The organism is Martinezella rhizogenes, from assembly GCF_027460065.1.
Taxonomy (GTDB): domain Bacteria; phylum Pseudomonadota; class Alphaproteobacteria; order Rhizobiales; family Rhizobiaceae; genus Agrobacterium; species Agrobacterium rhizogenes_C.
Genome location: NZ_JAPYZZ010000009.1, coordinates 40,865 through 67,565, shown reverse-complemented (window position 1 = coordinate 67,565; position 26,701 = coordinate 40,865). Strand labels below are relative to the sequence as shown.

Annotated in this window: 24 protein-coding genes; 11 read left to right on the top strand and 13 right to left on the bottom strand. The window is 59.0% G+C overall.

Translation table 11 applies throughout. The features are described from left to right. Positions 1-7: 7 nt before the first annotated feature. The 5 genes from O8B93_RS15780 to O8B93_RS15760 all read right to left on the bottom strand — a co-directional run bounded on the left by O8B93_RS15780 (position 8) and on the right by O8B93_RS15760 (position 5,024). Positions 8-793 (bottom strand): ThuA domain-containing protein, encoded by a 786-nt coding sequence (locus tag O8B93_RS15780; protein WP_269710876.1) that lies wholly within the window; start codon positions 791-793, stop codon positions 8-10. 57 nt (positions 794-850) lie between these two features. Beyond that, on the bottom strand, positions 851-1,879 hold the full coding sequence (locus O8B93_RS15775; protein ID WP_269710875.1) for an ABC transporter ATP-binding protein: 1,029 nt from the start codon (positions 1,877-1,879) through the stop codon (positions 851-853). A gap of 10 nt (positions 1,880-1,889) precedes the next feature. Continuing rightward, the gene (locus O8B93_RS15770; RefSeq protein ID WP_003523786.1) at positions 1,890-2,723 is read right to left on the bottom strand and encodes a carbohydrate ABC transporter permease; all 834 of its coding nucleotides are present in this window, start codon (positions 2,721-2,723) and stop codon (positions 1,890-1,892) included. Then, positions 2,720-3,694 (bottom strand): carbohydrate ABC transporter permease, encoded by a 975-nt coding sequence (locus O8B93_RS15765; RefSeq protein ID WP_269710874.1) that lies wholly within the window; start codon positions 3,692-3,694, stop codon positions 2,720-2,722. The genes O8B93_RS15770 and O8B93_RS15765 overlap by 4 nt, the downstream gene beginning before the upstream one ends. A gap of 64 nt (positions 3,695-3,758) precedes the next feature. Next, complete coding sequence (locus O8B93_RS15760) at positions 3,759-5,024, bottom strand: ABC transporter substrate-binding protein (RefSeq protein WP_269710873.1); 1,266 nt, start codon at positions 5,022-5,024, stop codon at positions 3,759-3,761. A 267-nt stretch (positions 5,025-5,291) separates the two neighbouring features. On the opposite strand from O8B93_RS15760, the gene O8B93_RS15755 reads away from it, so the two are divergent. From O8B93_RS15755 to O8B93_RS15745, 3 genes are all read left to right on the top strand, one after another. Then, entirely contained in the window at positions 5,292-6,305 is a 1,014-nt protein-coding gene (locus tag O8B93_RS15755) for a substrate-binding domain-containing protein (protein WP_269710872.1), read from the top strand. 173 nt (positions 6,306-6,478) lie between these two features. Beyond that, positions 6,479-6,676: a hypothetical protein gene (locus tag O8B93_RS15750; protein WP_003506320.1), complete on the top strand. Its 198-nt coding sequence runs from the start codon at positions 6,479-6,481 to the stop codon at positions 6,674-6,676. A gap of 225 nt (positions 6,677-6,901) precedes the next feature. Then, positions 6,902-7,060 (top strand): hypothetical protein, encoded by a 159-nt coding sequence (locus O8B93_RS15745; RefSeq protein ID WP_269710871.1) that lies wholly within the window; start codon positions 6,902-6,904, stop codon positions 7,058-7,060. Here the strand turns inward: O8B93_RS15745 and O8B93_RS15740 are convergent. Beyond that, entirely contained in the window at positions 7,057-7,647 is a 591-nt protein-coding gene (locus O8B93_RS15740; protein WP_269710870.1) for a DNA-3-methyladenine glycosylase, read from the bottom strand. The genes O8B93_RS15745 and O8B93_RS15740 overlap by 4 nt on opposite strands. A 97-nt stretch (positions 7,648-7,744) precedes the next feature. On the opposite strand from O8B93_RS15740, the gene O8B93_RS15735 reads away from it, so the two are divergent. The 4 genes from O8B93_RS15735 to O8B93_RS15720 all read left to right on the top strand — a co-directional run bounded on the left by O8B93_RS15735 (position 7,745) and on the right by O8B93_RS15720 (position 10,942). Then, a complete protein-coding gene (locus O8B93_RS15735) occupies positions 7,745-8,128 on the top strand; it encodes a hypothetical protein (RefSeq protein WP_269710869.1) in 384 nt (127 codons plus the stop codon). Continuing rightward, complete coding sequence (locus O8B93_RS15730) at positions 8,125-8,910, top strand: SDR family oxidoreductase (RefSeq protein WP_269710868.1); 786 nt, start codon at positions 8,125-8,127, stop codon at positions 8,908-8,910. The genes O8B93_RS15735 and O8B93_RS15730 overlap by 4 nt, the downstream gene beginning before the upstream one ends. 171 nt (positions 8,911-9,081) lie before the next feature. Then, the gene (locus O8B93_RS15725; RefSeq protein WP_269710867.1) at positions 9,082-10,137 is read left to right on the top strand and encodes a L,D-transpeptidase family protein; all 1,056 of its coding nucleotides are present in this window, start codon (positions 9,082-9,084) and stop codon (positions 10,135-10,137) included. Positions 10,138-10,156: 19 nt separating this feature from the next. Further along, on the top strand, positions 10,157-10,942 hold the full coding sequence (locus tag O8B93_RS15720) for a L,D-transpeptidase (RefSeq protein ID WP_269710866.1): 786 nt from the start codon (positions 10,157-10,159) through the stop codon (positions 10,940-10,942). A 94-nt stretch (positions 10,943-11,036) separates the two neighbouring features. Here O8B93_RS15720 and O8B93_RS15715 read toward each other — a convergent pair whose 3' ends face one another. Then, positions 11,037-12,857 carry a methyl-accepting chemotaxis protein gene (locus O8B93_RS15715; RefSeq protein ID WP_269710865.1) on the bottom strand — a complete coding sequence of 607 codons (1,821 nt, stop codon included), beginning with the start codon at positions 12,855-12,857 and terminating at the stop codon, positions 11,037-11,039. A gap of 143 nt (positions 12,858-13,000) precedes the next feature. Continuing rightward, complete coding sequence (gene aptA / locus O8B93_RS15710; protein WP_269710864.1) at positions 13,001-14,335, bottom strand: omega-aminotransferase AptA; 1,335 nt, start codon at positions 14,333-14,335, stop codon at positions 13,001-13,003. Positions 14,336-14,480: 145 nt separating this feature from the next. Between aptA and O8B93_RS15705 the strand changes: the two genes are divergently transcribed. The 4 genes from O8B93_RS15705 to O8B93_RS15690 all read left to right on the top strand — a co-directional run bounded on the left by O8B93_RS15705 (position 14,481) and on the right by O8B93_RS15690 (position 19,055). Beyond that, positions 14,481-15,029: a cupin domain-containing protein gene (locus tag O8B93_RS15705; protein WP_003523802.1), complete on the top strand. Its 549-nt coding sequence runs from the start codon at positions 14,481-14,483 to the stop codon at positions 15,027-15,029. A 619-nt stretch (positions 15,030-15,648) separates the two neighbouring features. Beyond that, positions 15,649-16,329 carry a sugar transferase gene (locus O8B93_RS15700; protein WP_269710863.1) on the top strand — a complete coding sequence of 227 codons (681 nt, stop codon included), beginning with the start codon at positions 15,649-15,651 and terminating at the stop codon, positions 16,327-16,329. Between the two features lie 193 nt (positions 16,330-16,522). Continuing rightward, complete coding sequence (locus O8B93_RS15695; RefSeq protein ID WP_269710862.1) at positions 16,523-17,779, top strand: polysaccharide biosynthesis/export family protein; 1,257 nt, start codon at positions 16,523-16,525, stop codon at positions 17,777-17,779. 7 nt (positions 17,780-17,786) lie between these two features. Then, positions 17,787-19,055, top strand: coding sequence for an O-antigen ligase family protein (locus O8B93_RS15690; protein ID WP_269710861.1), 1,269 nt, complete (start codon positions 17,787-17,789; stop codon positions 19,053-19,055). Here O8B93_RS15690 and O8B93_RS15685 read toward each other — a convergent pair. The 5 genes from O8B93_RS15685 to O8B93_RS15665 form a co-directional block, all read right to left on the bottom strand. Then, on the bottom strand, positions 19,052-19,546 hold the full coding sequence (locus O8B93_RS15685; protein ID WP_269710860.1) for a hypothetical protein: 495 nt from the start codon (positions 19,544-19,546) through the stop codon (positions 19,052-19,054). The two genes, O8B93_RS15690 and O8B93_RS15685, sit on opposite strands and share 4 nt — an antisense overlap. A gap of 85 nt (positions 19,547-19,631) precedes the next feature. Next, positions 19,632-20,990 carry an HlyD family type I secretion periplasmic adaptor subunit gene (locus O8B93_RS15680; protein WP_269710859.1) on the bottom strand — a complete coding sequence of 453 codons (1,359 nt, stop codon included), beginning with the start codon at positions 20,988-20,990 and terminating at the stop codon, positions 19,632-19,634. 8 nt (positions 20,991-20,998) lie between these two features. Then, positions 20,999-23,209 carry a type I secretion system permease/ATPase gene (locus O8B93_RS15675; RefSeq protein ID WP_269710858.1) on the bottom strand — a complete coding sequence of 737 codons (2,211 nt, stop codon included), beginning with the start codon at positions 23,207-23,209 and terminating at the stop codon, positions 20,999-21,001. 56 nt (positions 23,210-23,265) lie between these two features. Further along, the gene (locus O8B93_RS15670) at positions 23,266-25,287 is read right to left on the bottom strand and encodes a hypothetical protein (RefSeq protein WP_269710857.1); all 2,022 of its coding nucleotides are present in this window, start codon (positions 25,285-25,287) and stop codon (positions 23,266-23,268) included. 148 nt (positions 25,288-25,435) lie between these two features. Next, positions 25,436-26,401, bottom strand: coding sequence for a fibrinogen-binding protein (locus tag O8B93_RS15665; RefSeq protein WP_269710856.1), 966 nt, complete (start codon positions 26,399-26,401; stop codon positions 25,436-25,438). Between the last annotated feature and the right edge of the window lie 300 nt (positions 26,402-26,701).

Sequence of the window (26,701 nt, the reverse complement as noted above, 5' to 3'; positions counted from 1 at the left end):
CAAGCCCTTACCTATAACCTGCTTCGCCGGCCTGATGCAGCTTGGGGCCGCGTTCTTCGATCGGCTCCAGCGCCTTGTCCACGGGAACATTGGGGGCGTCATGAATGCTTTTCAGCGCGCCGGCGGGATTATAGGCCCATTTCACCGAATTGCTGATGACCTTTTGAACATTGGCATCGTGATAGGTCGGATAGGTTTCGTGCCCGGGGCGGAAATAGAAAATATTGCCGGCGCCACGACGCCAGGTGAGACCGGAACGGAAGACTTCGCCGCCCTGGAACCAGGAGATGAACACGGTTTCCAGCGGCTCCGGCACGGAGAACTGCTCGCCATACATTTCCTCGTTTTCCAGCTCGAAATGCTCGGGCAGACCGGCTGCAATCGGGTGGCGCGGATTGATGGTCCACAGACGCTCGCGTTCGCCCGCCTCACGCCATTTCAGCGCGCAGGGTGTGCCCATCAGCCGCTTGAAAGGCTTGGAAAAGTGGCCGGAATGCAGGACGATGAGGCCCATGCCCTCCCAGACGCGTTTGGCGACACGCTCGACGATCTCGTCCTGCACCGCGCCATGGTCCTTGTGACCCCACCAGACCAGCACGTCGGTCTTGTCGAGGCGCTCCTGCGACAGGCCATGTTCCGGTTCCTGAAGGGTGGCGGTGGTGGCATTGATCTCGGGGTTCTGGTTCAGCGCATCGGCGATGGTGTTGTGCATGCCGTTTGGATAGATCGAACGCACCGTCTCATTGATGTGTTCGTGAATATTTTCGCCCCATACAACGGTGTTGACGGTCATTTTCATGCTCCTCGGTGAAAGCCGGGACCTTGGGTGATCCCGGCGAAAGTTAAAAATTCAGGCAGCGCCCCGGGCGGGGTTACGGGCAAGCGCCCGGCCTTCGGCATCAAAACGATGGATTTGCGCCGCATCCGCCACGAGGGCGATACGCTCGCCCGCTTTGCGGTCGGTCACGCCCTCTTCGCGAACGACGACGGGTTCACCGGCGCCGATCTCGACATAGATGTAGCTGTCCGACCCGAGCATTTCCGAATGCACGATCTCACCGCTCCAGCCGCTGCCGTCGGTGGTGATGGTGATGTGCTCCGGGCGGATGCCGATGGTTTTTGCGCCTTCCGTCTCGGCATATTTGCCTGACAGGAAGTTCATCTTCGGCGAGCCAATGAAGCCGGCCACGAAGGTGTTGACCGGACTTTCGTAGAGCTCCAGCGGTGTGCCGATCTGCTCGACCCGGCCGTCACGCAGCACGCAGATGCGGTCGGCGAGCGTCATGGCCTCGACCTGGTCGTGGGTGACGTAGATCATCGTCGTGTCATGCATCGAGCGGTGCAGCTTGGCGATTTCCAGACGCGTGGCAACGCGCAATGCCGCATCGAGGTTGGAAAGCGGCTCGTCGAACAGAAACACCTTGGGATCGCGCACGATGGCGCGGCCGATGGCGACACGCTGGCGCTGGCCGCCGGAAAGCTGCTTTGGCAGGCGCTCCAGATAGGGCGTGAGCTGCAGCATTTCGGCTGCCGCTTCGACGCGCTTCTTGCGCTGTTCCTTGTCCGCGCCTGAGAGTTTCATGCCGAAGGCCATGTTCTCGAACACGGTCATATGCGGATAAAGCGCATAGGACTGGAAGACCATGGCGACGCCGCGCTTGGCGGGCGGCAGGCGGTTCACCGTCTCGCCATCGAAGGAAAGCGTACCACTGGTAATTTCCTCCAGCCCGCAGATGAGGCGCAGAAGCGTGGACTTGCCGCAGCCGGAGGGGCCGACGAAGACCATGAACTCGCCGGAGCGGATGTCCATGTCGATGCCCTTGATGACGTCGAAGGCGCCGAAGGATTTGCGAAGATCGCGCAGTTGAATGGTGGTCATGATGTTTCTCCTAGCCTTTGACGCCGCCGGCGGTGAGGCCGGAGATGATGCGTCGCTGGAAGATCAGAACGAGGACGACGAGCGGGGCGGTGACGATGACGGAGGCCGCCATGATCGTTCCCCAGGGGATTTCGAATTGCGAGCCGCCCGACAGGAGCGCGATGGCGACAGGCACCGTGCGCTGCTCGTTCGATGAGGTGAAGGTGAGCGCGAAGAGGAACTCGTTCCACGCCGCGATGAAGGCGAGAAGCCCTGTTGTAACCAGCGCCGGCCACATCAGCGGCATGAACACCTGCGTGATGATGACCCATGGCGTTGCGCCATCGACGATTGCCGCTTCCTCGATCTCGATCGGCAGGTCGCGCATGAAGGTTGTCAGCACCCAGACCGTGAAGGGCAGGGTGAAGATCATGTAGGAAAAGATCAGCGCCAGCGGCGTGTTGAAGATGCCCGCCCAGCGGATCAGTTCGAACAGGCCGGCGAGCACGGCGATCTGCGGAAACATCGAAACCGACAGGATGGTGAGCAGCAGCAGCGCGCGGCCACGGAAGCGGACGCGGGCGAGAGCATAGGACGCCGTTACCGCAAGGAACAGCGACAGAATGACGACGGAAGATGCGACAAACAGCGAATTGCCGAGATTGCGCAGGAATGTGCCGTTGCCGATGACGAAGCTGTAATTGGTCAGCGAGAAGTCACGCGGCCAGTAATTGACCTGGAACAGCGCCGAGCCGGATTTCAGGCTCGTCAGGATCGCGTAATAAAACGGGAATACCGAAATCACCATGATGATGGCGACCAGCGCATAGAAGGCGGTGGTTTTCAGGATGCTTGGCAGGGTCATCGCGCGGCTCCATCGGTGTTGACGCGTCCGAGCCACATGTAGATGACCGTGATCGAGGCGATGATGAGGAACAGCATGGTGGAGGCGGCGGCGCCATAGGAGAACTTGTCGAAATCGAACAGGTTCTCGCGTGCCAGCACCGACATGGTGCGGGTCTGGGCATTATTCGGCGTCAGGATGTAGATGAGGTCGAAGACGCGCAGCGCATCCAGCATGCGGAAGATGACGGCGACCATGAGTGCGGGTCGGATCATCGGCAGGGTGACGCGGAAGAACACCTTGACCGGATGAATGCCATCCACCTTGGCTGCCTCATACATGTCCTTCGGCACCATCTGCAAGCCGGCAAGGATGAGCAGCGCCATGAATGGCGTCGTCTTCAAGATATCGACGATCAGCACGGCCACCATCGCGGTTTCAGGATTGGCGGTCCAGGCGATCTTGCTGGAGATCAGCCCGAGATTGAGGAACAGGTCGTTCAAGATGCCGAACTGGTCGTTCAGCATCCACGCCCACATCTGCGCCGAGACGATGGTCGGAATGGCCCAGGGCACGAGAATGGCGGCGCGCACGAGGCCGCGTCCCCTAAATTCGGCATTCAGCACCAGCGCGACGATGAGGCCGAGTACCGTTTCGAGGCTGACGGAGACGACGGTGAATTTCAGCGTATTGAGAACCGCGCCCCACCACGCGGGATCGGCAAGCAGGCCGCGATAAATGGTGCGGCCGCTGCTGAGCGTGATCCAGGTGAGGTAGTTCTTGAGGCCGACAAACTGCGCACCCTCGAGATTGGTGAGCGAAGCGTCGGTGAGGCTGAACCAGACGGTGCGCACCAGCGGCCAGCCGGCCACCAGCGCCAGCACCAGAAATGTGGGGGCAAGAAACAGCCAGGCGGATTTCAGACGTTCCGACTGCAGATCGGAGCCGGTGCCGGCTGCCGCGACCGGTCTTTGAAGGGCGATGTCGTTCATGGGGATATCTCGCGGTTGGGGCGCGGGAAACGATCAGGCGAGACCGCCTCCCGCGCGGGCCGGATTACCAGCCGTTGCCTTTGAGATCGGTCAGTTCAACCTCGAGAAGTTCGAGATTTTCCGCCGCCGTGCCGTTGCCGGAGAGCGTGTTATGCACGGCGCCCCAGAACTTGGCGGAAACCTCGTTATATTTCACCTTCGCCGAGGCGGAAGGACGCGGAACGGCGGTCTGGAAGATCGGTTTCCATGTCGGCATGAAGGGCTGGGCCGCCGCGACATCCTTGTCATCGTAAAGCGAAGCGATCGTCGGCATGTTGGAAAGCTGGATTGCGCGCAGCTTCTGTGTGTCCTTCGATGCCAGGAATTTCACCAGCTGAATGGCCGCTTCCTGATCGTCGGAATATTTCGAAACGGCGAGGTTCCAGCCGCCGAGTGTCGAGGCAGGGGCTTCGCCTTCCGCGCCAGCCGGCAGCGGGGTGACGCCGAACTTGCCCTTGATGGCGCTGTCGTCGCCATTACCCAGTGCATATGCATAAGGCCAGTTGCGCATGAAGACGGAATTGCCGGTCTGCCAGACGCCGCGCGCTTCCTCTTCCTTGTAAGCGAGAACGCCCTGCGGCGCGATGGTGCCGACCCAGCCCTTGGCTGTTTCGATGGCGGCTGCAGCCTTCTCGTTATTGATGGAGATATCGCCGTTGCTTTCGACGATATGGCCACCGCCGGCGGATGCGATCCATTCCAGCGCGTTGCAGGTCAGGCCTTCATAGGCGCTGCCCTGGAAAACGAAGCCCCAGAGGTCCTTCTGTCCGCCCGCGCGTTCCTTGTCCTGAATTTCCTTGGCGGTCTCGCTCAGTTCCTTCCAGGTTTTCGGCGGCTGCTTGCCGTATTTTTCCAGAAGGTCCTTGCGGTAAAACAGCGCCGGCGCATCGGTGAACATCGGCATGGCGACGAGCTTGCCGTCAACCGTCTGCGACGCGACGATGGAGGGGAAATGATCGCCGATAACATCCTTGGTCGCTGCGGTCAGATCCACGAATTGCTCGGCCAGCTGCGGCGCCCAGATCACGTCTGTCTGGTAGACATCGACATCCTTGTTGCCGGCGGCAAGCCACAGCCGGTACTGGCTGAACTGTTCGCTTGATGAAGAAGGCATGGTGACGAGATTGACCTTGTGACCGGTTTCTTTCTCGAAGGCGGCGATGCGTTCGCGGAAGAACGCGACGTTCTTGCCGGTCGAATTGGCGGCGATGGAAAGTTCAGCCGCCTGCGCGGAAACAGCGGCAGAAAACACCACTCCGCACAGGAACAAAGTCTTCATGGAAATATTCATTGTCAAACTCCTCCGTTGACGCTTTCGATTGTCCTCAAAATTGAAAGCGCTTTTGACTGATGTGAGGCTCTCAAAAGCGGAGCAATCTGTCAATACTCTTTCTATCTCGCCAGAAATTGGCGGTTTTCGTTTGCAATTTTTCGGTGTTTGCCTTTCGGAATGATTAACTGTAAGGTTTCAGGTGGAGAAAAATTGAAATCGTTTTCAATTTTGTCGGCTTGAAAAATCCGCGGCGGCAACGCATGCAGGGGCAAATTGGCAAAAAACATGAAGCTCAAGGAATTCGCAGAAAAGGTCGGGCTCTCGCCCACCACCGTCAGCCGGGCGCTGGGCGGATACCCCGAGGTGCGCGAGGAAACGCGGCAACGGGTGATGGAGGCTGCGCTCAAATACGGCTACCGGCCCAATGCCAACGCCGTCAGGCTGGCAACGGGCAGGGCCGGCGCCATCGGTGTCGTCATGGGTCGCTCCGGCGGCGGACATTTCTTTTCGGAATTCATGGGTGGCATGGCGACCCGGCTGGAGCGCGAAGAGACTGACATTCTCGTCAGCGTCACCGTCGATAATAATCTCGATGAGGAACTGGCGATTTTCAGCCGGCTGGCGGCGAGCGGCCGGGTGGACGGCATCATCGTGCATTCGCCGCGCCCCGAAGATGAGCGTATCGCGCTGCTCAACCGGCTGGGCGTGCCTTTCATCGTGCATGGCCGTTCGAAGACGGCTTTTGAACACGCCTGGCTCGATATCGACAATCACGATGTGACCTATCGTCCGACGATCCATTTCCTGGAGCGCGGCCATCGCCGTATCGCCCTCATCAACGGTCCTGTCGGCCGAACCTTCGTGCAGGATCGTGAACAGGGTTTTCGCGATGCGCTGGCGACCCACGGCATCACGCCCGATCCGCGTTTCATGATGAGTGAGCACTTCAGCGAGGAGGCGGCCTTCCGCTTTGCCCGCTCGCTTCTGGAGCAGACGCCGCGCCCGACTGCCTTCGTGGCGGGTGCGATGATGACGGCGCAGGGCGTCTATCGTGCCGCCACGCAGATGGGGCTAACGATCGGCAAGGATGTCTCCGTCATCGCCCATGATGACGTATTTCCCTATCTCACCCCGGAAAGCATGATGCCGCCGCTTTCCACCACCCGCTCGTCCATGCGCATGGCGGGCATGCGGGTTACGGACCTGCTTTTGCAGATCGTCGGTGGCCGTCCTGTCCGCGAAGTTCAGGAATTGTGGCCGGTCGAGCTGATCTTGCGGGAATCGGTCGGCCCAGCCTGAGCCTGTTACCATAGCTCACTGATTCCACTCCATTTTGTGAACGTTAGTTGATAACGTTCGCCTTTCATCATCTATTCGTTAAGCCAGTCTCATGTATAATCGGAACAGTCACGGGTGTATGGAACAGGGCCCGTGCCGGCGCGTTGAGGGGATGCGTCAAAGGAGGATGACGGATGTTTGAATTTTTAAAGCCGCAACAGCAGACTGTGATCGATGACGTCGAGGCGACCGGCACCTATGCCGATGCGCTTCTCAACGTTCCAAGCCCGGAACTCAGCCGTTCGACCGCCCGCGAGCATGGTCATGAAGCCCATTCCCGCGACTATTGCGAAAACCGCGATATTTCCCGCAGCGCGCTCGGTTTCGCCTGAGCTACCGCAAAAACCTTCCTGAAAAAACGGAACGGACCTGCCGTCCCCGCGTTTTCCTGTACGACCCGCAGGGCGGCGCAACTTGCACCGAAGGGACCTTATCGGCATTTGACCGATGGGCGAATTGGGTGTTGCGCCGCCTGAATGGCGACGGCGCACGCGCGTTGTCCCGAGAGATTGGAGCGTTGCCGCAATTGGCAAGCGCGTTCATGTCAGGAGGCCGCGATGTCGACTGTTCCCGTCGAACCCTATCCCGAACCGCCAGTGCCGGTGCCGCCGCAGCCGGATATTCCGCCGGTGGAAGAGCCCGAACCCGACAGGCTGCCGGATGAAATTCCGACCCCCAATCCCGACGAAAACGATCAGCCGCCGAAAGTGCTTTAAACAACCTGCGTTCCCGGATTTTCGAACTTCTTACTGATGAAAGCCGAGCCTGCAAGCCCGAAGCGCCACGGATAATCCACCGCGCGGCTGATGCCGATACGCCTGCCGCTGGTCACTGCGGCGGCTTCCTGTGGCAAACGCAGAAAAAAGGGAGGGGCGTCGAGCGGCATGCCGTCCATGTCGCCGGTAATCGCCATGGCCTGACAAAGCCTGCCGGGGCCGGAACACAGAAGTTTCGGCTTGTCGGTTCCCCGCCGCAGTTTCATCATGTCCAGACCGGTCAGAGGTTCGATGGCGCGCAGAAGCACCGCAGAGCCCGGCGCGCAGACGAAATTCGCGCACCAGTGAATGCCATAGGACCGGTAGACATAGAGATGGCCGGCCGGGCCGAACATCGCCCTGTTGCGAGGGGTCTGCCCGTTGAAGGCGTGGGATGCCGGGTCGTCGGGATGATAGGCTTCGGTTTCCACGATGATACCGCCGGCACTGCCGACGCGAAATTCCACGCCGATGAGCGCACGGGCCACATCCAGCGCGTCACGCTTGAAGAAACTCGCCTGCATTTCCGGGCTAAAGGCCTGATTCATCTGGAACCCCTTCCGCTCTGCCATCGTTGTGAATTCAGGTTTCAGTGTTACCGCATCGGATGGATAGGCCGATGCTTTTCAAATCGGAGGGCATGTCATGCAACTTTCCACGACCTATGTAAAACGCAATAACGGCGTCATATCCGTCGAGTTCGTCGGCAGCGACGGCGACCAGGTCTCCGTCCGTCTCGCAGATGGACTGGAAGGGATCGATGATGCGGAGGCCATCAAGCGCGCCAGTGCGGTGATGGTTCAACTGACGGCTTTCGGCACCCGTCATGGCGCTGATGCGTCGTCGCAGTTTTCCGCGCTGGGAACGGCGCAGTATGATGGTCCGCATGGTCAGGCCAGCGCCCGCACCGCGAAGGATCGCGATATTCTGGAAGAGGAATTGGACGAGGGACTGGAAGACAGCTTTCCAGCCAGCGATCCGGTTTCGGCCACCGTCACCTCGATAGCCTCGAGAAAAGGCGGGGTGTGACATTGGCTCATCGCAAAGTTGCCCTCATCACCGGTGCAGGTTCCGGCATCGGACGTGCCGCCGCCCTCCATCTGGCTGCGGCAGGTTTTTTGGTTGGCTTGCTCGGGCGTACCGAATCCGAATTGCAGGCGGTGGCCGAGGAGATAAAGACCGCATCCGGCTCTTCCAAAGTTCTTCTCGCCGATGTTTCGGACGAGGCGGCCATGCGTCATGCGGTCGCAACCCTTGTCGAGGATTTCGGCCGTCTGGACGTCGTCGTTGCCAATGCCGGCGTCAACGGTGTCTGGGCGCCCATCGATGAGTTGAAGCCTTCGGAATGGGACGACACGATCCGCATCAACCTGCGCGGCACCTATCTCACCGTACATGCCAGCGTCCCGCATCTGAAGGCGGCCGGTGGCGGCTCCATCGTGATCGTCTCCTCGATCAACGGCACCCGCACCTTCACCTCACCCGGTGCCACCGCCTATTCGGTGACCAAGGCCGGACAGCTTGCCATGGCGCAGCAACTGGCGCTGGAGCTCGGGCGTCACGGGATTCGCGTCAATGCCGTGTGTCCGGGCGAGATCGAAACGGCAATCGACGAAAACACCGACATACGCGGACGCGAGAAAACCGAGGTGCCGGTTCGGTTCCCGGCAGGAGATATTCCGGTAACGGGCGGTGTTGCGGGGACGAGTGAGGATGTTGCCGAGTTGATCGGTTTCCTCGCCTCGGACGCATCACGTCACATTACCGGAACGCCGGTGTGGATCGACGGCGGTCAGGGCCTTCTCCGATAATCGGCCCCGAGCGGGGCGCCGTGGGCATCACGGGCTTGTGTCCCTATGATTAACGAAAGGGTAACGTCTGTTCACGAGACTTTGTCCATGGCGAGGTTGCCGTGTTGTGGCCACCTTCGGTAGTTAAGCGTCTGCCGGAAAGGCGGGCAAATCAGGCGGGTAGAACGATCCATGGGCATGCAGTCATTGCTGGATTTCGCGGTTGCGGGGTTGCGGCAAAAACTTAGGACAGGGGCAAGAATAGCTGCGGTCGTCGCGATCGGCGCCACCCTTGCCGCGTGTACCTCGATGGGCCTCGACAGCGTGAAGAAAGACCCGCCGAAGCTGTCCTCCAAGATGATGGCGCAGATGTCTGCCAAGAGCATGCGTCCCGAAAGCCCGGTTCTCGTTCGTATTTTCAAGCAGGAAAGCGAGCTTGAGGTCTGGAAGGTCGATAAGACAGGAAATTACGCGCTGCTCAAGGCTTATCCCATGTGCCGGTGGTCCGGAAAGCTCGGTCCCAAGATGAAGACGGGTGACCGGCAGGCACCTGAAGGTTTTTATCATGTCTCGGCCGGCATGCTTAACCCGAATTCGCAATATTACGTTTCCTTCAATCTCGGTTATCCCAACCGGCTGGAATCTGCGCTGGGTTACACCGGTGAGGCGCTGATGGTGCATGGCGCCTGCTCGTCTTCCGGCTGCTATGCCATGACCGACCAGCAGGTAGGCGAAATTTACGCCATTGTCGCGCGGGCATTGCAGGGCGGCCAGGACCGCTTTCAGGTGCAGGCCTATCCCTTCCGCATGAGCGCCCGCAACATGGTCGCGCATCGTGACGATCCCAACATGCCGTTCTGGAAGACGCTGAAGGAAGGTTACGATTATTTCGAGGTGACGCGCCGCCAGCCCAAGGTTTCCGTCTGCGGCCGCCGTTATGTCTTCAACAGTGAATTTGACGGCGGCGAGCCCGCCGATCCGCTGGCGGCCTGCCCGCCGGCCATCAACCAGCTGGACACGCAGGTGGCGTCGAAACTGGCTGAAGAGCAACAAAAACTTGCCGCGGCGATGAGCGAGGGAACTTCTGCCCCGCTCAGCGCGTATGTAGACGGCGGCATGCATCCGAGCTTCCGGGCCATACTGAAATCCAGCGGGGCCAAGGTCATGGCATCGCAGGTTTCCGGCACGAAGTACCCTATCAGCCGCCCAGAGGCGGCGTTGGCAGATCCCTTTGCCAGCGTGAGATGATGTAAATGAGGTTTTTCAATTGAACGAGACGACGACGACCCGGCGGGGTTTCCTGCTTGGAGCAGGTGGATTGGCGCTTGCCGGCCTTGCAGGCTGCAATACCACGGCGCGTGAGGCCTCGATGCCCGCGGCACCTGCCGAAGATCCGATGTATGCGCTGATGTACGGTCCCAAGCCGGACGAGCAGTTCCCGCTGCCGGAAATCCCCTATAAGCGTATTCCGCGCCAGTTCCTGCGGCAGATGGTGGCGAACCCGACCGGTGAACGTCCCGGCGTCATCGTGGTCGATACCGCCAATCACTTCCTCTATCTTACCTATGAAGACGGTCAGGCCATGCGTTACGGCGTCGGTCTCGGCCGTGCCGGTTTCGAATGGGCTGGCCGTGGCGTGATCCAGTACAAGCGTCAATGGCCGCGCTGGACACCGCCCGACGAGATGATCGCCCGCCAGCCGGAACTGGAGCCCTATAGCGGTCGCAATGGCGGCATGGAGCCGGGCCTGAAAAACCCGCTCGGCGCGCGTGCACTCTATATCTTCAAGGATGGCAAGGACACGATCTACCGTCTGCACGGCTCGCCGGAATGGTGGACAATCGGCAAATCGGTATCCTCAGGCTGCGTACGTCTGCTGAACCAGGATATCGTTGATCTCTATAGCCGCGTGCCTGATGGTACTCCGATCGTGGTGACGGCGCTAGGCCCGGCACAGCAGGGCGTGCCGATCGGGCAGGCGGGCGTTCCGGTGGCGCAATATGGCAATGGCGTGATCGGCGACGGCCTGTCGCAACCGGCACAGGCCTATTGATAACAACAGGCTGGTTTCAAGCGCAGACGAATTGAGAAATGCCGGCTTCAAGCCGGCATTTTTTCTGGTGGAAATTCCCCGTTTCGCGATGTCGTCACGCGACCCGGCGTGCCTCTTCCTGGCCGCCGGCAATGTCCATATCCAGATGGAAGCGCGATACGAGTGCGCGCAGCCTTGCCGTTTCGGCAGCAAGCGTCGCGGAGGCGGCGGTGGATTGCTCCACCATGGCCGCATTTTGCTGGGTGGCCTGATCCATGGCGTTCACCGCCGCGTTGACTTCGGCGAGACCGGTCGATTGTTCGGTGGACGATGTGGCGATGGCATTCATATGGCGGTCGATGCCGGCGATACGTTCGCCGATATCCTTCAGCGCCGTGCCGGTATCGAGAACCAGCTTCACGCCGCTTTCCACCTCCACGGAGGACTGGCGGATATGATCGCGGATTTCGCTTGCGGCCTTCGCAGCGCGCTGGGCGAGATCGCGCACTTCCTGTGCCACAACGGCAAAGCCCTTGCCTGCCTCGCCGGCACGGGCGGCCTCCACCCCGGCATTCAGCGCCAGCAAATTGGTCTGGAAGGCGATCTCGTCGATCACGCCGATAATGCCGGTGATCTGTCGTGACGAGGCTTCGATGCGGCGCATGGCCTCTTCGGCATGCGCGACCACCTCGACTGATTTCAGTGCGCTCTGGTTGGCATCGGTGGCGGCTAGCCGCGCTTCGGCGGCACGCTTGTTGGCATTCGATACGTTGACGGTGATTTCATCGAGTGCGGCCGCCGTCTCTTCAAGGGAAGCCGCCTGATTTTCCGTGCGGCGGGAAAGGTCGCCGGCGCCGGCGGCGATTTCCCGGCTGCTACCGTCGATCGTGCCGATACCGTCGGAAATAGCGAAGAGGGTCTCGGCCAGTTGCCGGACCGAGCTGTTGAAATCGTGACGCAGGGCCTCGAATTGCGGGGCGAAGGCTTCATCCAGCTGGAAGGCAAGATCGCCGGCGGCCAGCCGCTTTAGGCCGACCGCGAGGCCGGAGGTTGCGATGCGCAGCCTCTCGGATGCCTCCGCTTCGGCCTGTCGGCGGGTCTCTTCCTGATCGGCTTCAGCCTGCCGGCGTGCCATTGCCGCCTGCTCCTCAAGTGCACGGTTGGTGATGGCAGCCTGCCGGAAAATCTCGACGGCACCGGACATGGAGCCGATCTCGTCCCTGCGGTCGATGCCGGATGGTGTTTGTGAAGTATCGCCGCCCGCCAGAGCTTCCATATTGCCCGCCAATTGCAGGATGGGGCGGATGATCGATTTGCGGGTGAGAAGGAAAAGCCCCGCGCAGAAAAGCGCTGCGAGAACCAGAATTCCTCTCAAGATGAGATTAATCGTCGCCTTGGTCTTTTCGCTTTCCGTCGAGGCAGCGTCGGAGAGCGCCTGGATCTGGTCACCTGCGGCTTCCATCGCTTTTTCCAGCGCGGAGAATTGCCGCATAAATTCCGGCATCAGCTTGATGGCCTGTTCCGGGCTGGAATCGGCAAGCCCGACCACTGCGTTGGCAGCATCCATATAGGCGAGAAGTGGCTTTTCGACGCCGTCTATGACGGTTTTGACATTGGTCCCGGCCGATAGTGACTTGTTTGCCGTGATCATCTCGCGAAAACTGGCCTCGTGTTCGGCGAGATCGGCCTTAACAATCTTGAGGTCGAGCCCCATTCTGGTATCTGCGGAAAGAATGGCGGCAAGCACGTCCGACCGCAATGCGTCATGCATCATGTCCGCCTGCATGTGGTTGCGAAGCACGTCGGCCGAAAGCGCCACATATTCGCTGTTGCGATTGAGCTTTTCCGTCGCCCATATCCCGACGCCAGCAGCGCTGCCGGTGATGGAAAAGATTGCAATGCTTGCTAATATTATCTTTTTTTGAATCGATGCCATCGGAGCGTTCCCGCGCTATTGCTATACTTTCGGAGGATAATAGAACATGCTTAATAAATGATCTATTTTCGCTCGGACTTGATAAAAGCAAAAAAGGCTGCAATTTGTATTGCAGCCTTTTCTTTATTAGTACTTTATGCTCTTTATTGCGCGCGCTTGAGCGCATCGCCGAGGATCGACACGATATCGTCGAAATGGGATTTTTCGGCGATCAGCGGTGGTGAAAGGGCGATGATATCGCCGGTGACGCGGATGAGCAGGCCGCGCTCGAAGCAATCCACAAAGACATCGTAGGCGCGTGCTCCAACAGCACCTTCACGCGACTGCAGCTCAATGCCGGCGATGAAACCGATGGTGCGGATGTCGATGACATTCGCCGCGTCCCTCAGCGAATGAATGGCGTCGTGCCAGACATCCTGCAATTCGGCCGCGCGGGTGAAGAGACCCTCATCGCGGTAGATATCGAGGGTCGCAATGCCGGCGGCACAGGCGACGGGGTGGCCGGAATAGGTGTAGCCATGGAACAGCTCGATCTGGTTTTCCGGACCGTGCATCAAGGCATCATGTACCTTGCGATTGGTGAAGACGGCACCCATGGGGATGGCGCCATTGGTCAGGCCCTTGGCCGTGGTGACGATGTCAGGCGTAACGCCGAAATAGTTGCTGGCGAAGGAAGAGCCCATGCGACCGAAACCGGTGATGACCTCATCGAAGATCAGCAGGATACCATGCTTGTCACAGATCGCACGCAGGCGCTCCAGATAACCCTTCGGCGGCACCAGCACGCCGGTGGAGCCGGCCACGGGTTCCACGATGCAGGCGGCGATGGTTTCCGCGCCGTGCAGGGCGACCAGCCGCTCCAGATCGTCGGCGAGCTCTGCGCCGTGTTCCGGCTGACCCTTCACGAAGCTGTTTTTCGAAAGATCATGCGTGTGGCGCAGGTGATCGGCGGGGATTTGAGGGAAAACCCGACGGTTGTTGACGAGGCCGCCGACGGAGATGCCGCCGAAACCGACGCCGTGATAACCGCGCTCGCGACCGATGAGGCGACTGCGGGTGCCCTGGCCGATAGCGCGCTGATAGGCGATGGCGATCTTCAGCGCCGTATCGACCGATTCCGAACCGGAGCCGGTGTAGAACACGCGGTCGAGCTTGCCGCCTTCCGGTCCCGGTGCGATTTCCGCCAGCCGTTCGGCAAATTCAAACGCGACGGGATGGCCCATCTGGAAGGACGGCGCGTAATCCATGGTCGAGAGTTGGTGCTTGACGGCGGAGGCGATCTGCTGGCGCCCGTGGCCGACATTGACGCACCACAGGCCTGCCGTGCCGTCGAGAACCTGGCGGCCGTCATTGCTGGTGTAATACATGCCCTCGGCACTCGTCAGCAGGCGGGGATTGGCCTTGAACTGACGGTTGGCGGTAAATGGCATCCAGTAGCTGTCGAGTGAGGTGGAATTGGATCGGCTCGGGTTGTCCATAACGGTTCTCCTATTCGTTGCCGCCGATTGAAAGCTATTTTTGCGACTGAACAAGCCCTTTTCTCTCTGTGACCAAGTTATTGGAAATGCTATAGGCGTGAAGGGATATTTTCGATATTTCGAACAAGGGTAACGGGGGTCACGCATGTCGGTGGATATAGGCGGGCGTTTGCGCCATTTGCGGCTGCGTCACAATATTTCCCAGCGTGAGCTGGCACGACGCGCCGGCGTTACCAATTCGACGATTTCGCTGATCGAGAGCAACACCTCCAATCCATCCGTCGGCGCGCTGAAACGTATTCTTGACGGCATACCGATCGGCCTTGCCGAGTTTTTCGCCTTCGAGCCGGAAACCAGCCGCAAGGCCTTTTACCGGGCGGATGAACTGGTTGAAATCGGCAAGGGGCCGATTTCCTTCCGGCAGGTGGGTGAGAATGTTTTCGGCCGCAGCCTGCAAATCCTGAAGGAATGTTACCAGCCGGGCGCCGACACCGGCAAGGTTCCGCTGGTTCACGATGGCGAGGAGGGGGGCATTATTCTCTCAGGCCGTCTGGAAGTGACGGTTGACGAGGAGAGGCGGGTGCTCGGCCCGGGTGATGCCTATTATTTCGAAAGCCGCAGGCCGCACCGCTTTCGCTGCGTCGGTCCCGTGCCCTGCGAGGTGATCAGCGCCTGCACGCCACCAACCTTCTGATTCCCACCGTATTTGGCGCGTCGTTACGCTCCAGAGACGGCAAAATCCCGCTGGCCCGAGAAAAACGTCCGTCAGCTACGGCATTTTTGCGGGGCTGCCATGAGGGGAGTGCGGTTCCTCGCCACTCTTTTGCCGTCTTTGCGCCTTTGTTGCGATTTTTCCATCGCTTTTTATTGGCGTAGCGATAATGGCGGGTAAAAAAATCCCGTCCAATATGTCAAATTTTATATGCATTGCCATAATCTTGCTGCGATGCAAAAAACTTTAATAGTCTGTCACGGACACGCCTCTTCTTCGCGTTCCTGTCTCATCTCCGCAAGTCATAAGAAACACATAAGAAAAGACTGCTGACGGTGCAAAACCCAATACATGATGCGGCGACACCCATGCTCTCCACACATGGCCATCGGCGTCTTTGTTGCTTTTTTATGCAACCGTTAATATTGCCCGGGCGTTGATCGGCCGCTCGCGCAAGAAATCGCATAGACGGTTATGGGCAATGTGCCTTACAAAAAATCCATTAGCATCAAATTCCGAACACAGACTTGTTATCTCTTTTAGACGGAAAGACGCGCCTCCGGGCACCGACCAATCGCAAAACATAAATGGAGTTCTCTCTATGAAGTCCGCGACCCAATCGGCTGAACAGACACTCAGCAGTTCCGAAGATTTCGATGTCAGTTTCCCTATCGGGGGCATCGCAAAACGCAGCTTCGATATGACATCGGCTGCGCTTGCGCTGCTCATCTTCAGCCCGATATTCCTGCTGATCGCCGTACTGGTGAAACTTTCCGATCCCGGTCCGATCTTTTATGGTCACCGGCGTGTGGGACATAATGGCCGCTATTTCCATTGCCTGAAATTCAGGACGATGGCGATGAACGGCGATGAGATGTTGCGGCAATATCTTGCCGCCAATCCGGAAGCCGCCGAGGAATGGCGCGCGACCCGCAAGCTCAAGAACGATCCGCGCGTTACCGCTGTTGGTGCCGTGCTGCGCAAGCTCTCCCTCGACGAGTTGCCGCAGCTTCTCAACATCATCCGTGGTGAAATGAGCGTGGTTGGCCCGCGCCCCGTCGTTGACGAGGAGCTGAGCTATTACGAAAATGACGCCGCTTATTATCTCAGCACCCGTCCTGGCCTGACCGGCCTGTGGCAGATCAGCGGCCGTAACGACGTCTCCTATAAAACCCGCGTGGCTTTTGACACGCAATATGTCCAGAACTGGTCGATGCGCCAGGATGTGTTCATCATCGTCAAGACCATTCCCGCCGTGTGCATGTCACGCGGAAGCTACTGAAAACCGATATTGAGTTCGGCTTTATCGATCTTCTTTTCGACACGCACCCGACCGGGATCCCAAGTCCGGTCTTCGGGTGCGTCATTGGTGCTAACAATACCGGCCGCTTTTTGCGGCGCTGCGCGACCGGCCTTGTCCGGTTACGCGACGGCCTGATCGCCCGCGCGGCGATCCGCTAACAGGGAGTTTCCCGATGAACGGCCTTTTTGCCGCCCACCGCCCGTTTGTGGCTCTCGTCCTTGCCGCTTCCGTTGCTCTTGCCGCGCCTCTGTCCGCACTGGCTGCGGAAGGCGCACAATACAAGCTCGGCACCGCAGACAAGCTGCGCATCCGCGTTGCCGAGTGGCAGCCGGCCGATGGCAGCATCCGCAACTGGGATGTCATCAACGGCGATTATTCCGTCGGTCCTTCGGGCACCTTGTCCTTGCCTTTCATCGGCCAGCTCGAGGTTGCCGGCAAGACGCCCTCCGAAGTCAGCGATCAGATCGGCGCGCAGCTTCAGAGCAAGTTCGCCCTTCGCAACCTTCCGTCGGCTTCCGTCGAGATCGCCCAGTTCCGGCCGATCTTCCTGAGCGGCGATGTGCAGACACCGGGCGAATATCCCTATGCCGCCAATCTCACCGTGTTGAAGGCCGTCAGCCTTGCCGGAGGTCTGCGCCGTTCCGATGCCGGGCAGCGTTTTGCCCGCGATTTCATCAATGCTCGCGGTGACGCTGCCGTCTACGACAACCAGCGGGCAAGGCTGCTCGCCCGTCAGGCGCGGCTGATCGCCGAGGTCAAGGGTGATCAAGCCATCACCAAGACCGCTGAAATGGAAAAGATCTCCGAGATCGATACGCTTCTGGCCAGCGAAAGCGCGCTGATGAAATCGCGCACCGAGCGTTACACGCTGCAGCTCAAGGCACTGACGGACCTGCATGCACTTCTGGAAAGCGAAGTTGAATCGCTGAAGAAGAAATCGGAAACGCAGAACCGCCAGCTCCAGCTCGCCAATGAGGATCGCGACCGCGTCAACCGGTTGAACGAGCAGGGGCTTGCATTGTCGCAGCGGCGTATTTCCGCGGAAGAACGGGCGGCCGAGGTGGAATCCACTCTGCTCGATATCGACACGCAGTCGCTGCGCGCCAAGCAGGACATCAACAAGGCGACCCAGGACGAGATCAACCTGCGCAACGACTGGGTGGCGCAGCGCTCCAAGGAATTGCAGGATACCGAAGCGGAGCTCGACAAGCTCAATCTGCAGCTGACCACCAGCCGCGAGCTGATGTCGGAAGCGTTGGCTCAATCGGCCGAGGCGATCCGTTTCGATCCGTCGGGCAAATCCGCGACCATCGGCTATGTCGTGGTGCGCGAGGACAATGGCAAGCCGAAGGAGCAGAAGGTGGATGAAAACACGCTGCTCCAGCCCGGCGATGTCATCAAGGTCTCGTCTGAAATCCTGATGCAGTGAGGTTTTTATGCGGATCGCCAAATCGGCGCTGATCGACCCTGAACGCAACGAGGTTTACGGAATGGCGGCCATCGCGCTGTCATTCTTCGTTTTCGCCTATTCGTCGCGCTTCGGAATGGTTTCGGTTCTGGCCTATTATGGCTTGTGGCTGCCGCTTGTCGTGGTGGATTACCGGCGCGTGCTCGGCAATTATCCGCGTTATCTCTGGATATTCGGTTTCGGCATTTTGACCGTGCTGTCCAGCTTCTGGTCGGAAGCCGCTTCGGTGACCATGCGCGCCTCTATCCAATATATGACGCATATCGTCTGCGCACTGATCGCCATGCGGGTGATCTCCATCCGCACGCTGACACGCGGCGCATTGATCGGCATCACCCTTGTTCTGCTCTATTCGCTGCTGTTCGGCATCTATCTCTTCGATGCGCTTGACGGTAACTATAGTTTCGTCGGTGCTTTCTCGTCCAAGAACCAGCTCGGCTTTTACGCCTCGCTTGGCGTCATCTTCGCTGCCTCCTCGGTGCTGGTCCTGAAACAAAGGGGCATCTGGCTGCCGATCGCCGGCGTTACCGGGCTGTTATCGGCCTATAGTCTCGTTGCGTCGCAATCGGCCACATCCGCCATCACCACGGCGGCGGTGGTGGCCCTTATCATCGGTTTCATTCCAATCGGCATGCTCTCGCCGGCAAATCGCAAGATGACGTTCTTTGCGCTCGGCGGTCTCGGAGCGCTGCTGGCCGTGGCCTCCCTGCAGTTCGGCCTGCTCGACGCCATTCTCGGCATTTTCGGCAAGGATTCGACGCTGACCGGGCGAACTTATCTCTGGCAGCAGGGCATCGAGGCGGGAAAACAGACACCCATCCTCGGTGTCGGTTATCAGGGGTTCTGGGTGGTGGGTTTCGCCGATGCCGAACGGCTGTGGAACGATTTCTTCATTACCGGTCGCAGCGGCTTCCATTTCCATAACACCTATATCGAGACGGTGGTGGAAAACGGCTTCGTCGGCATGTTCCTGCTTGCCATGGTGCTTTACGGAACGCTGCTCGGGCATCTGCGCTCGGTGCTGATGCGAAAGAGCGATCCGCAGGGCGTCATCCTGTTCGCGATCTGTGCCCTGTTCGTCGTCCGCTCCTTCGTGGAGATCGACATCATCTTCCCTTACCAGATCGGCTCGTTCCTGCTTTATTTTGCAGCCGGGAAACTGTGCCTGCCGGCGAGGTCTGCGCAGGATACTGAAAATCACCCGGCTATCGGCATGCGGTTGCAGACGAGAGCCTAGAGATAATCCGCTGAAACATGCGGGCTGGCGTGGATGAAGCTCCAAATGTCCTTGCTGACCGCAACGATATCGGCGATCGATTTTTCGAGGTGCTCGATTTCCTCCTCGTCCATGCGCTCGACCTTGCCGTAACGCACCTTACTGTCATCCTCCACCAGCCGCATCAATTGCGTGCTGGCGATCTCGCCTTTTTCATCGAAGGAATAGATGCAGTGATTATATTTGTTGCGCGTCCTCGCTTCCTTCTTCAGCCGCGCCATGATGGAGAGGATGGTCTTGCGGTCCTTCGTGTCGGTGGAGGGAAGCTTCGCCAGGCGCTCGATGAGATCCATGCGCGCCCGCGTGGTATTGAGCGTCAGGAACACGACGATGGCCGCTTCCTTCTCCACTTTCAGGAGATGGACGATGAGATAGATCATCAGGCTTTCCGTGTTGGTCCACACGTAGTTCAGCCTGCCCACCAGCAGCAATACATCCGACATCGCCGCCATGTCGCTTCTCCCGCCCCGACGAAATAGATAGATATTATATATGTCGACCTATCCGGGAATGACAGTATACGCTGCTGTTATTTCTTCATCTTTCCTTGAAGGCGCGCGACATGCTGTCGGCGATCGGTTTGGTCAGATATTCGAAGAAAGTCCGCTCCGAAGTCTGGATGAGAACGTCGGCCGGCATGCCGGGCACGGGGTGGAAATTATGCACCTTGGCGATTTCCTCGTCGGAGATCTGCACGCGCACGATATAGACGTCTTTCACCTGCAGACCGGCATTCTCCTCGATACTGTCGGCCGAAACATAAAACACCTTACCGTTCAGAACCGGTGTGGTGCGGCGGTTGAGTGCGGAGAGGCGGATTGCGGCGGTCTGGCCCTCATGCAGCTGGTCTATGGAGGTTCTGAGCACCTGCGCTTCCAGAATCAGGGGAACATGGGCCGGCAGGATTTCCATGATCGGCTTGCCTGTCGTGATGACGCCGCCCGGCGTGTGGTAATAGGCGCGCACCACGGTGCCGTTGACCGGGGAGCGGATGACGGTGCGTTCCAGCACTTCGGCCGCACCGCGCACCTGTTCACGCACGCTGTCGAGATCGGATTCCGCGGTTTCAAGCGCATCCAGTGCCGCCTGCTTGTTGGCGTTGACGGCAATGACTGCTTCCTGTTTGAATTTGGCGATCTCCGCTTCGCTCTGGTTCATTTCCCCGGTCAGCCGGGCGATATCGCCCATGGCATCGGCAATGGCGCGTTCGAGCGCGAGTATGTCGGTCTTGCGGATGACGCCATCCTTGGCGAGCCTTTCCTTGGAATCCCGTTCCTGGGTCAAAAGCGCCAATTGCCGGTCGAAGGACTGTTTCTGTCCTTCATAGCCCGCAAAGCGGAACTCCAGCGACTTGATGTTCTTGTTGATCAGGTTCAGCTGCTCTTCCAGCTTAACGAGCTTGCTGTGGAACACGACGTTCTGGCTCTGGATGATGGATTTGATATCTGGATCGCTTGATTCCTTCATCACGATCTCGGGCACCTTGAAGCTCTTTTCACCCTGGGCTTCGGCGCGCAGACGCGTGACGATGGTTTCGAGGCGAAGGCGCCTCAACTGAAACATGCGTTCATTGGCAAGCGCCGTTGTCTTGTCGAGGGTCAGAAGAACGTCGCCGACCTTGACCGTGTCGCCTTCGCTGACCATCATTTCCTTGATGATGCCGCCTTCCAGATGCTGGACCACCTTGTTGTTGCCGGTGGCAACGAAGCTGCCCTGGGCGATGATGGCGGAGGAGAGCGGCGCGGTGCCGGCCCAGTATCCGAAGCCGCCGAACGAGGCGAGCAGCACCGCAAGACCGATGGAGCTGTGCAGCCGTATCGAGCGCGGCACTTCGCTATACCATTCCAGCTGGCCCTGGGGTTTGACGTCGGCGATAGCGTTTTTCTTCGTAAACATGATGATCCTCAACCCTCGATCTGCGGCGACTGGGCGGCCGGGCGGCCATTGCCGGAAAGCGCCTTCAGCACGTCCATCCTTTCGCCGAACATGGCGACAGATCCGTCCTTCAGCACCATGATCTTATCGACGCATTGCAGGAGCGCCGGCCGCTGAGTGATGGTGACTGTCGTGATGCCCTGTTTCTTGGCGTGCAGCAGCGCCTTGGCCAACGCCTGTTCGCCCTGCGTATCGAGGTTGGAGTTCGGCTCGTCCAGCACCACGAATTTGGGATCGCCGAAGAAGGCGCGGGCAAGCGCGATGCGCTGCTTCTGGCCGCCGGAAAGCGGCGCACCATCGGCGGCGACGACGGTCTCATAACCCTGCGGGAAACCGGCGATCAGCTCGTGCACATCGGCCAGCACCGCAGCTTCGTAAATCTGCCGGTCCTCGACATCGTCGCGCATACGGCAGATATTGGCCTTGATGGTACCAGGGAAAAGCTGCACGTCCTGCGGCAGATAACCGATGCTTTCACCGAATTGCCGCTGGTCCCAGTTACGCAGATCCATGAGATCAAGACGGACATTGCCTGAGGTGGGAAGGATGGAACCCACCAGCATCTTGCCGAGCGTCGTCTTGCCGGAGCCGGAATTGCCGATGATGGCGAGCGATTCCCCCTTTTTCAGCGAAAAGGAAATGCCGTTCAAAATCACCTTCTTCTGCGGCGGCGGCACGAACAGGATGCGCTCTACATCAAGACGTCCTTCCGGATTGGGCAGGCGCAGGCGGGGGAAGTTGAGCGGCGAATTGATGAGAAGCTGCTTGATGCGGCCATAGGCGGCGGCGGATTTGTTGAACTGGTGCCAGCCTTCGATTGCGCCTTCGATGGGGGCCAGTGCACGGCCGGAAATGATTGAGGCCGCGATGACCATGCCGCCCGTCAATTCGCCCGATAGCGACAGATGCGCACCCCAGCCCAGAAGCGCTATCTGGGTGACCATACGCGCTGCCTTGGAAACGCCCGAGAACATGATGTTGCGGTCCTGCGCCGCCACATGGGATTTCAGCGAACCGGCGGTTTCACGACCCCACATCTTCACGGCTTCAGGGATCATGGCGAGCGCATTGATGATCTGCGAATTGCGCGACATGGAATCGAGGTGGAAATTGGCGCGGCTCAGATAGCCAGAGGCTTCGGAGAACTGCCGTGCGGTGAAGCGCTGGTTGAGCCAGGCGATGCCGAAAAGCACAGCGCAGCAGACCATGATGATGATGCCGAGATGCGGGTGGACGAGATAGACCACCACGATGAAGAGCGGCATCAGCGGCGCATCGAGAAAGGCGATCAGGGTTCCCGACGTCAGGAAGGAACGCAGCTGCTGAAGGTCCTGTAATGTCTGGTAATCCTTGCCGCTGCCGTGGAGCGAGGCGCGGGCGGCGGCGGAGAGGATTGGCGCCCCCAGCTGCACCTCGAGCTCGACCGCGGTGCGCATCAGGATGAAGCGGCGGATGGCATCCATGAAGGCCTGCAGCAGAACCGCGCCGAGAACGGCGACCGTCAGCATGACAAGTGTGTCCATGGAGCGGCTGGTCAGAACCCGGTCGGAAATCTGGAACAGATAAAGCGGGATAGCGAGCAGCAGAATGTTGATGGCGATGGTGAACAACATCACCACTACCATGTTTCGTCTGACCGCAGCGATACCCTTGGCGAGGCTTGCGGCGAAATTGATCGGCTCGCTGCGCTTATGGAAGCCGCTATGGCTACCACCGCCGCCGCCACCACCGCCGCCATGATCTTCCGGATCCTTGCCATTGCCGCCACCGCCGGTAACGGGCCTGCGCTCATTTTCGCGGATCGGCCCGTCATTATTGTCGATGGTCTTGACGAAAGGCAGATCGGGTGCAGCTTTCAGTTCCGAATTGTCGGTCTTTGCTGCCGGTTCCGGGGTTGGCTCGGGTTGCCGGCCCGGTCGGGCCTCTGGCTCTATCGGCGGAACATCCCGCATTTGCGGGGGCTGAATGGTTGCCTGGGCGGGCTGTGGGGGTGTCGTTGCGGCGATGGGCGCGGCTGCCTTTGATGTTTCATCTGCGCCGGACAATTGGCGCAAGTTTTCAACGGCTTCATTTATGGCTGAAATACAGGCGTCCGTCAGTTTGCTGTCTTCTGCCTCCTGATCCAGCGGCAGGTCGAGCGAGCGTCCGTCGGCAATGATTTTTCTTGAAATATGATCCATTTATATCGGTCCCCTCGATGATCTTGCGGCATCTGCGGTTTCGCTGGCGGCAAAGCCTATGCGGTGACCGCTTGCATGACGTCGGATGAATGGGCGTTCGACCACGACATGTCGTGACCGGCATTGATGACGCCATTGGATTCGTTTTCGATGGTTGCGGGGTCGTCGTGCAGAAATGCGATGACCTCATTGGCCAGCTGGCCTGGCTGTGCGGGCTGCGACGTGTCGTTTTCGATGATGCCGCCCTGTATCAGTATCGCATCGGAATAAACGCCGCCGGCGACATAGGTGGTGGAGCCGAAACTGTCGTAATCGATGATCTGCGCCAGATTGATCACGGCATTGCTGCCGGTATCGATATGAACGGTGGCATCGTTGTTGTTTTCGAGAACCTTGGCTGCCGCCTGGGTCACGTCATCGGAATCGCCGAGTACACTCACCTGTTTGATGATGCTGACGTCATAGAGGTTGCCGGTGATGTAAAGGACGTTCAGTCCCTGATAGCCGGCAAAGTTGGCGTCATGGGCCAGCGCATCGGGCATATTCGGGTCGCGCTCGTTGATCGCGTTCACCGTCTGTTGCATGTAATCCGGCATGGTCTCGAACCGGTCGTTGCCACCGACATTGTGAATGCTGGCATCGTTCCAGAGCAGGTTATTGCCGGATTGAATGGTGGCGCCATCAGGGGCACCGGAGCTGGCGCGTGCCCAGTCATTGTCGTAAAGCACGGCGATCTGGCTGATGAGGTTCATGTCCAGCACATTGCCGCCGACGATGATCAGATCGTATTGCATGCCGATGCCGAGGAAATTGGCGATGTTGAGGGCGGCATTGCCCCCCGTCAGCAGGCTGACGCTTGCGCCTGACGTGGTGATCGTCATCGTATCGTTGTCGCTGACGAACTGATATTGCTCGATCCAGTGAACGAAGGAGACATCCCCCTCCAGCACGCTGACACGCCAGGCCGTTGGGAATATCGGCGGTTCACCGGTCTCATGGCTGTCGGCGGCGGTATTTTCAGCGCCGGGATAGATGCTGCGCTGGAAGCTGGCGATGTTATAGGCAGCTGTCTCGGCCTGATTTTCGGAGCGGGTGAACACGGACGAAATTTCGTCCCGGTCGCTATAGATATAGGCTTGGGTGATGGCGTCGATCTGGTGATAGTCACCCATGACCGCGGTCACCGAGGTCATGACGCCGGTATTGACCAGCGTGGCGATGTTGGCGACGACATTGGCGCCTGCGGCTACATCGAGGCTGTTGCCGGCAGGGCTGTCCTCATGCAGCGGAACATCACTCTTTTCCGGTTCTTCCGGTGGCTTGGCGATACCGCGATCGGGCATGTAGTCGTCAAGAACAGGCTTTTCGTCGGCTGCCACGCCGTTGATGTAAAGGCCGTTGATATCGTTGCCCGCCAGAACGAAATCCTGGTCGGCACCGGTGCCGAGCGAGGTGACGTCGTTTTCACGGGCATGCTCGATGTAATCATGCGCGGATTTGGCGAGCGCCTGCAGGGCGTCATAGCTGTCGGTGCGCTGGAAACCGGAAAAAGGCGTGAAGACGGACGCCTCATTGTAGAACTCGACGGTGCGTTCGGTCACGAAGCTCGTGTCGCGGGCCACATTGGGGCCATCCGTCATGTTCAGATAGTCGTCATCCTGAAGGATGTTGACTTGCGCGGCATGGGCGATCACTGAGCCGGGGCCCGTATGGATCACCAGTTCGCGCTGGTCCTCGAAGGAGAGACGACCTGGAAAACGGAAGTTGGCGGCGGAAATATCGATGGGTATCGCATTTGCAAGCTGCTGCATGTCGTGTTCGACCATGCGCGCGAAATGCGGTTGCAGATAATCGAAATCATAATAGCCGGCGCGATATTTGACGCCGGGATCGTAATCCTCGAGCGGAACATCGTAGTTCTTGTCGAGAAGCTTGGCGGCTTCATCGTCCGGCAGACGGTCCGGATTGGAATGCGCCGGGCCTTCGCTGTAGTTGCTTCTCAGGCGCGCTTCCTCGATCACCGTGTCGAACAGGCCGATGAAATGCGCGATCATGTCTGAAATTCTGTCGATAGACATTGCAGGTCCCTCCCTGATCATCGCGGCAGGACCTTGGAGTGGCGGGCACACATCTCAGAGGCGGTGCTTCGTTTCGCCAAGCCTGGTCTTTTAACCGCGAACTGCACCGGCGGGTGCCGGTGCAGCTCTTTTCGTAGAGAGGTGATTATCAGGAGTGATCTTCACCGACATCGGACACATGCGAGTTACCGCCTGTGATCGTGACGTCAACGGCATTGGAGAGCATGTTGGCGCCCTGCACCAGTTCCAGATGGAAGCCGGAATTTGCAAGGATTGCCGATGCATCTGCAGTGCTGGTACCTGCTGCGTCGTCGCCGGCCTTGAGGTCCCATCCCTTGCCGTCGATGCCTTCGGCGCCATAGGCGTCGCCTGCATTGGCGCTCAGATGGTTTTCAGCGCCACCGTTCTGCATCTTGATGTCATAGGCCACATCCTGATCCGCCAGGTGGTTGGCCTGTACCATGCTGAAGCCGGTGTCGTTGCCATCGCCATTCAGCGAGGAGTTGAGGATATTGTCGACGTCGAGGGTGAAGGAGAAGTCGTCACCCAGGTTGAAGGTGAGATCCCCACCGGCGATGCCGAGGTTGCCGACATCCTTGACGCCGGTGATGTTGCCGAAGTCGTCATCCGACTTGTAGAAACTGTCAGCGGAATTGAAGCTGTCGGAGGTCGTCGTGGTCTTGGTGGAGGTGTCGTTGTCAGAATATGTGAAGGTTTTGTTGTCCGAATCCGTGACAGTCTTCACATTGGTGTCGTTGTCGCTGTACGACTTGCTTTCGTAGCTCCAGTCGTAGTCGGTCTTGATGTCGGTATTGGTTTCAGTGCTCGTCTTGGTCGTGGTGTCGTTGTCGCTGTACGACTTGCTGTCATAGCTCCAGTCATAGTCGTTGTCGCGATTGTCGCCATTGCCAACCGCAACGTCCACCTTGGCGTCGATATCGACATCCGTGTTGGTGCTGTTGTCGCTGTTGTCGTTGTTGCGGTTTTCGCCGTTTGCGGTGCCGACATTGCTGTCGTCTACCTTGGCATCATTGGTCGAGGTGTTGGCAAAACCCTCGGAAAGCGCGCCGATCTTGGTGATGTCGTCGCCAGCTGGCTGTGGATTGTAACCCATTTCGATTTCCTCCGAAAAAGCTCGGAGCAGCTTTCGAAATCCCTCTCATCTCAAACGGGATTCTTTCGCGCTCGCTCCGGTGGCACATATGGATTGATGATTTGCAGATGCACTCGGTACGCATCATCTGCGGCTCGGTATCGGCCCGTGACCGGGCTCTCGTCGTTCAGCCCTTGTGCGCTACTCGGTAAAAAGGCGCACAAATCCGTTCCTCGCTCCAACGGGGAGCGCGGTGGCTTCGTCTTTTTTTGCTTGCATGTTTCTTGAAAAGGGACCGGCGTTTTCAAACACACGTCAAAG

Coding starts and splice junctions, on each gene's coding strand:
- O8B93_RS15780 (WP_269710876.1), bottom strand. CDS start 793: ATGACCGTCAACACCGTTGTATGGGGCGAAAATATTCACGAACACATC.
- O8B93_RS15775 (WP_269710875.1), bottom strand. CDS start 1,879: ATGACCACCATTCAACTGCGCGATCTTCGCAAATCCTTCGGCGCCTTC.
- O8B93_RS15770 (WP_003523786.1), bottom strand. CDS start 2,723: ATGACCCTGCCAAGCATCCTGAAAACCACCGCCTTCTATGCGCTGGTC.
- O8B93_RS15765 (WP_269710874.1), bottom strand. CDS start 3,694: ATGAACGACATCGCCCTTCAAAGACCGGTCGCGGCAGCCGGCACCGGC.
- O8B93_RS15760 (WP_269710873.1), bottom strand. CDS start 5,024: ATGAATATTTCCATGAAGACTTTGTTCCTGTGCGGAGTGGTGTTTTCT.
- O8B93_RS15755 (WP_269710872.1), top strand. CDS start 5,292: ATGAAGCTCAAGGAATTCGCAGAAAAGGTCGGGCTCTCGCCCACCACC.
- O8B93_RS15750 (WP_003506320.1), top strand. CDS start 6,479: ATGTTTGAATTTTTAAAGCCGCAACAGCAGACTGTGATCGATGACGTC.
- O8B93_RS15745 (WP_269710871.1), top strand. CDS start 6,902: ATGTCGACTGTTCCCGTCGAACCCTATCCCGAACCGCCAGTGCCGGTG.
- O8B93_RS15740 (WP_269710870.1), bottom strand. CDS start 7,647: ATGAATCAGGCCTTTAGCCCGGAAATGCAGGCGAGTTTCTTCAAGCGT.
- O8B93_RS15735 (WP_269710869.1), top strand. CDS start 7,745: ATGCAACTTTCCACGACCTATGTAAAACGCAATAACGGCGTCATATCC.
- O8B93_RS15725 (WP_269710867.1), top strand. CDS start 9,082: ATGGGCATGCAGTCATTGCTGGATTTCGCGGTTGCGGGGTTGCGGCAA.
- O8B93_RS15715 (WP_269710865.1), bottom strand. CDS start 12,857: ATGGCATCGATTCAAAAAAAGATAATATTAGCAAGCATTGCAATCTTT.
- aptA (WP_269710864.1), bottom strand. CDS start 14,335: ATGGACAACCCGAGCCGATCCAATTCCACCTCACTCGACAGCTACTGG.
- O8B93_RS15705 (WP_003523802.1), top strand. CDS start 14,481: ATGTCGGTGGATATAGGCGGGCGTTTGCGCCATTTGCGGCTGCGTCAC.
- O8B93_RS15700 (WP_269710863.1), top strand. CDS start 15,649: ATGAAGTCCGCGACCCAATCGGCTGAACAGACACTCAGCAGTTCCGAA.
- O8B93_RS15695 (WP_269710862.1), top strand. CDS start 16,523: ATGAACGGCCTTTTTGCCGCCCACCGCCCGTTTGTGGCTCTCGTCCTT.
- O8B93_RS15690 (WP_269710861.1), top strand. CDS start 17,787: ATGCGGATCGCCAAATCGGCGCTGATCGACCCTGAACGCAACGAGGTT.
- O8B93_RS15685 (WP_269710860.1), bottom strand. CDS start 19,546: ATGGCGGCGATGTCGGATGTATTGCTGCTGGTGGGCAGGCTGAACTAC.
- O8B93_RS15680 (WP_269710859.1), bottom strand. CDS start 20,990: ATGTTTACGAAGAAAAACGCTATCGCCGACGTCAAACCCCAGGGCCAG.
- O8B93_RS15675 (WP_269710858.1), bottom strand. CDS start 23,209: ATGGATCATATTTCAAGAAAAATCATTGCCGACGGACGCTCGCTCGAC.
- O8B93_RS15670 (WP_269710857.1), bottom strand. CDS start 25,287: ATGTCTATCGACAGAATTTCAGACATGATCGCGCATTTCATCGGCCTG.
- O8B93_RS15665 (WP_269710856.1), bottom strand. CDS start 26,401: ATGGGTTACAATCCACAGCCAGCTGGCGACGACATCACCAAGATCGGC.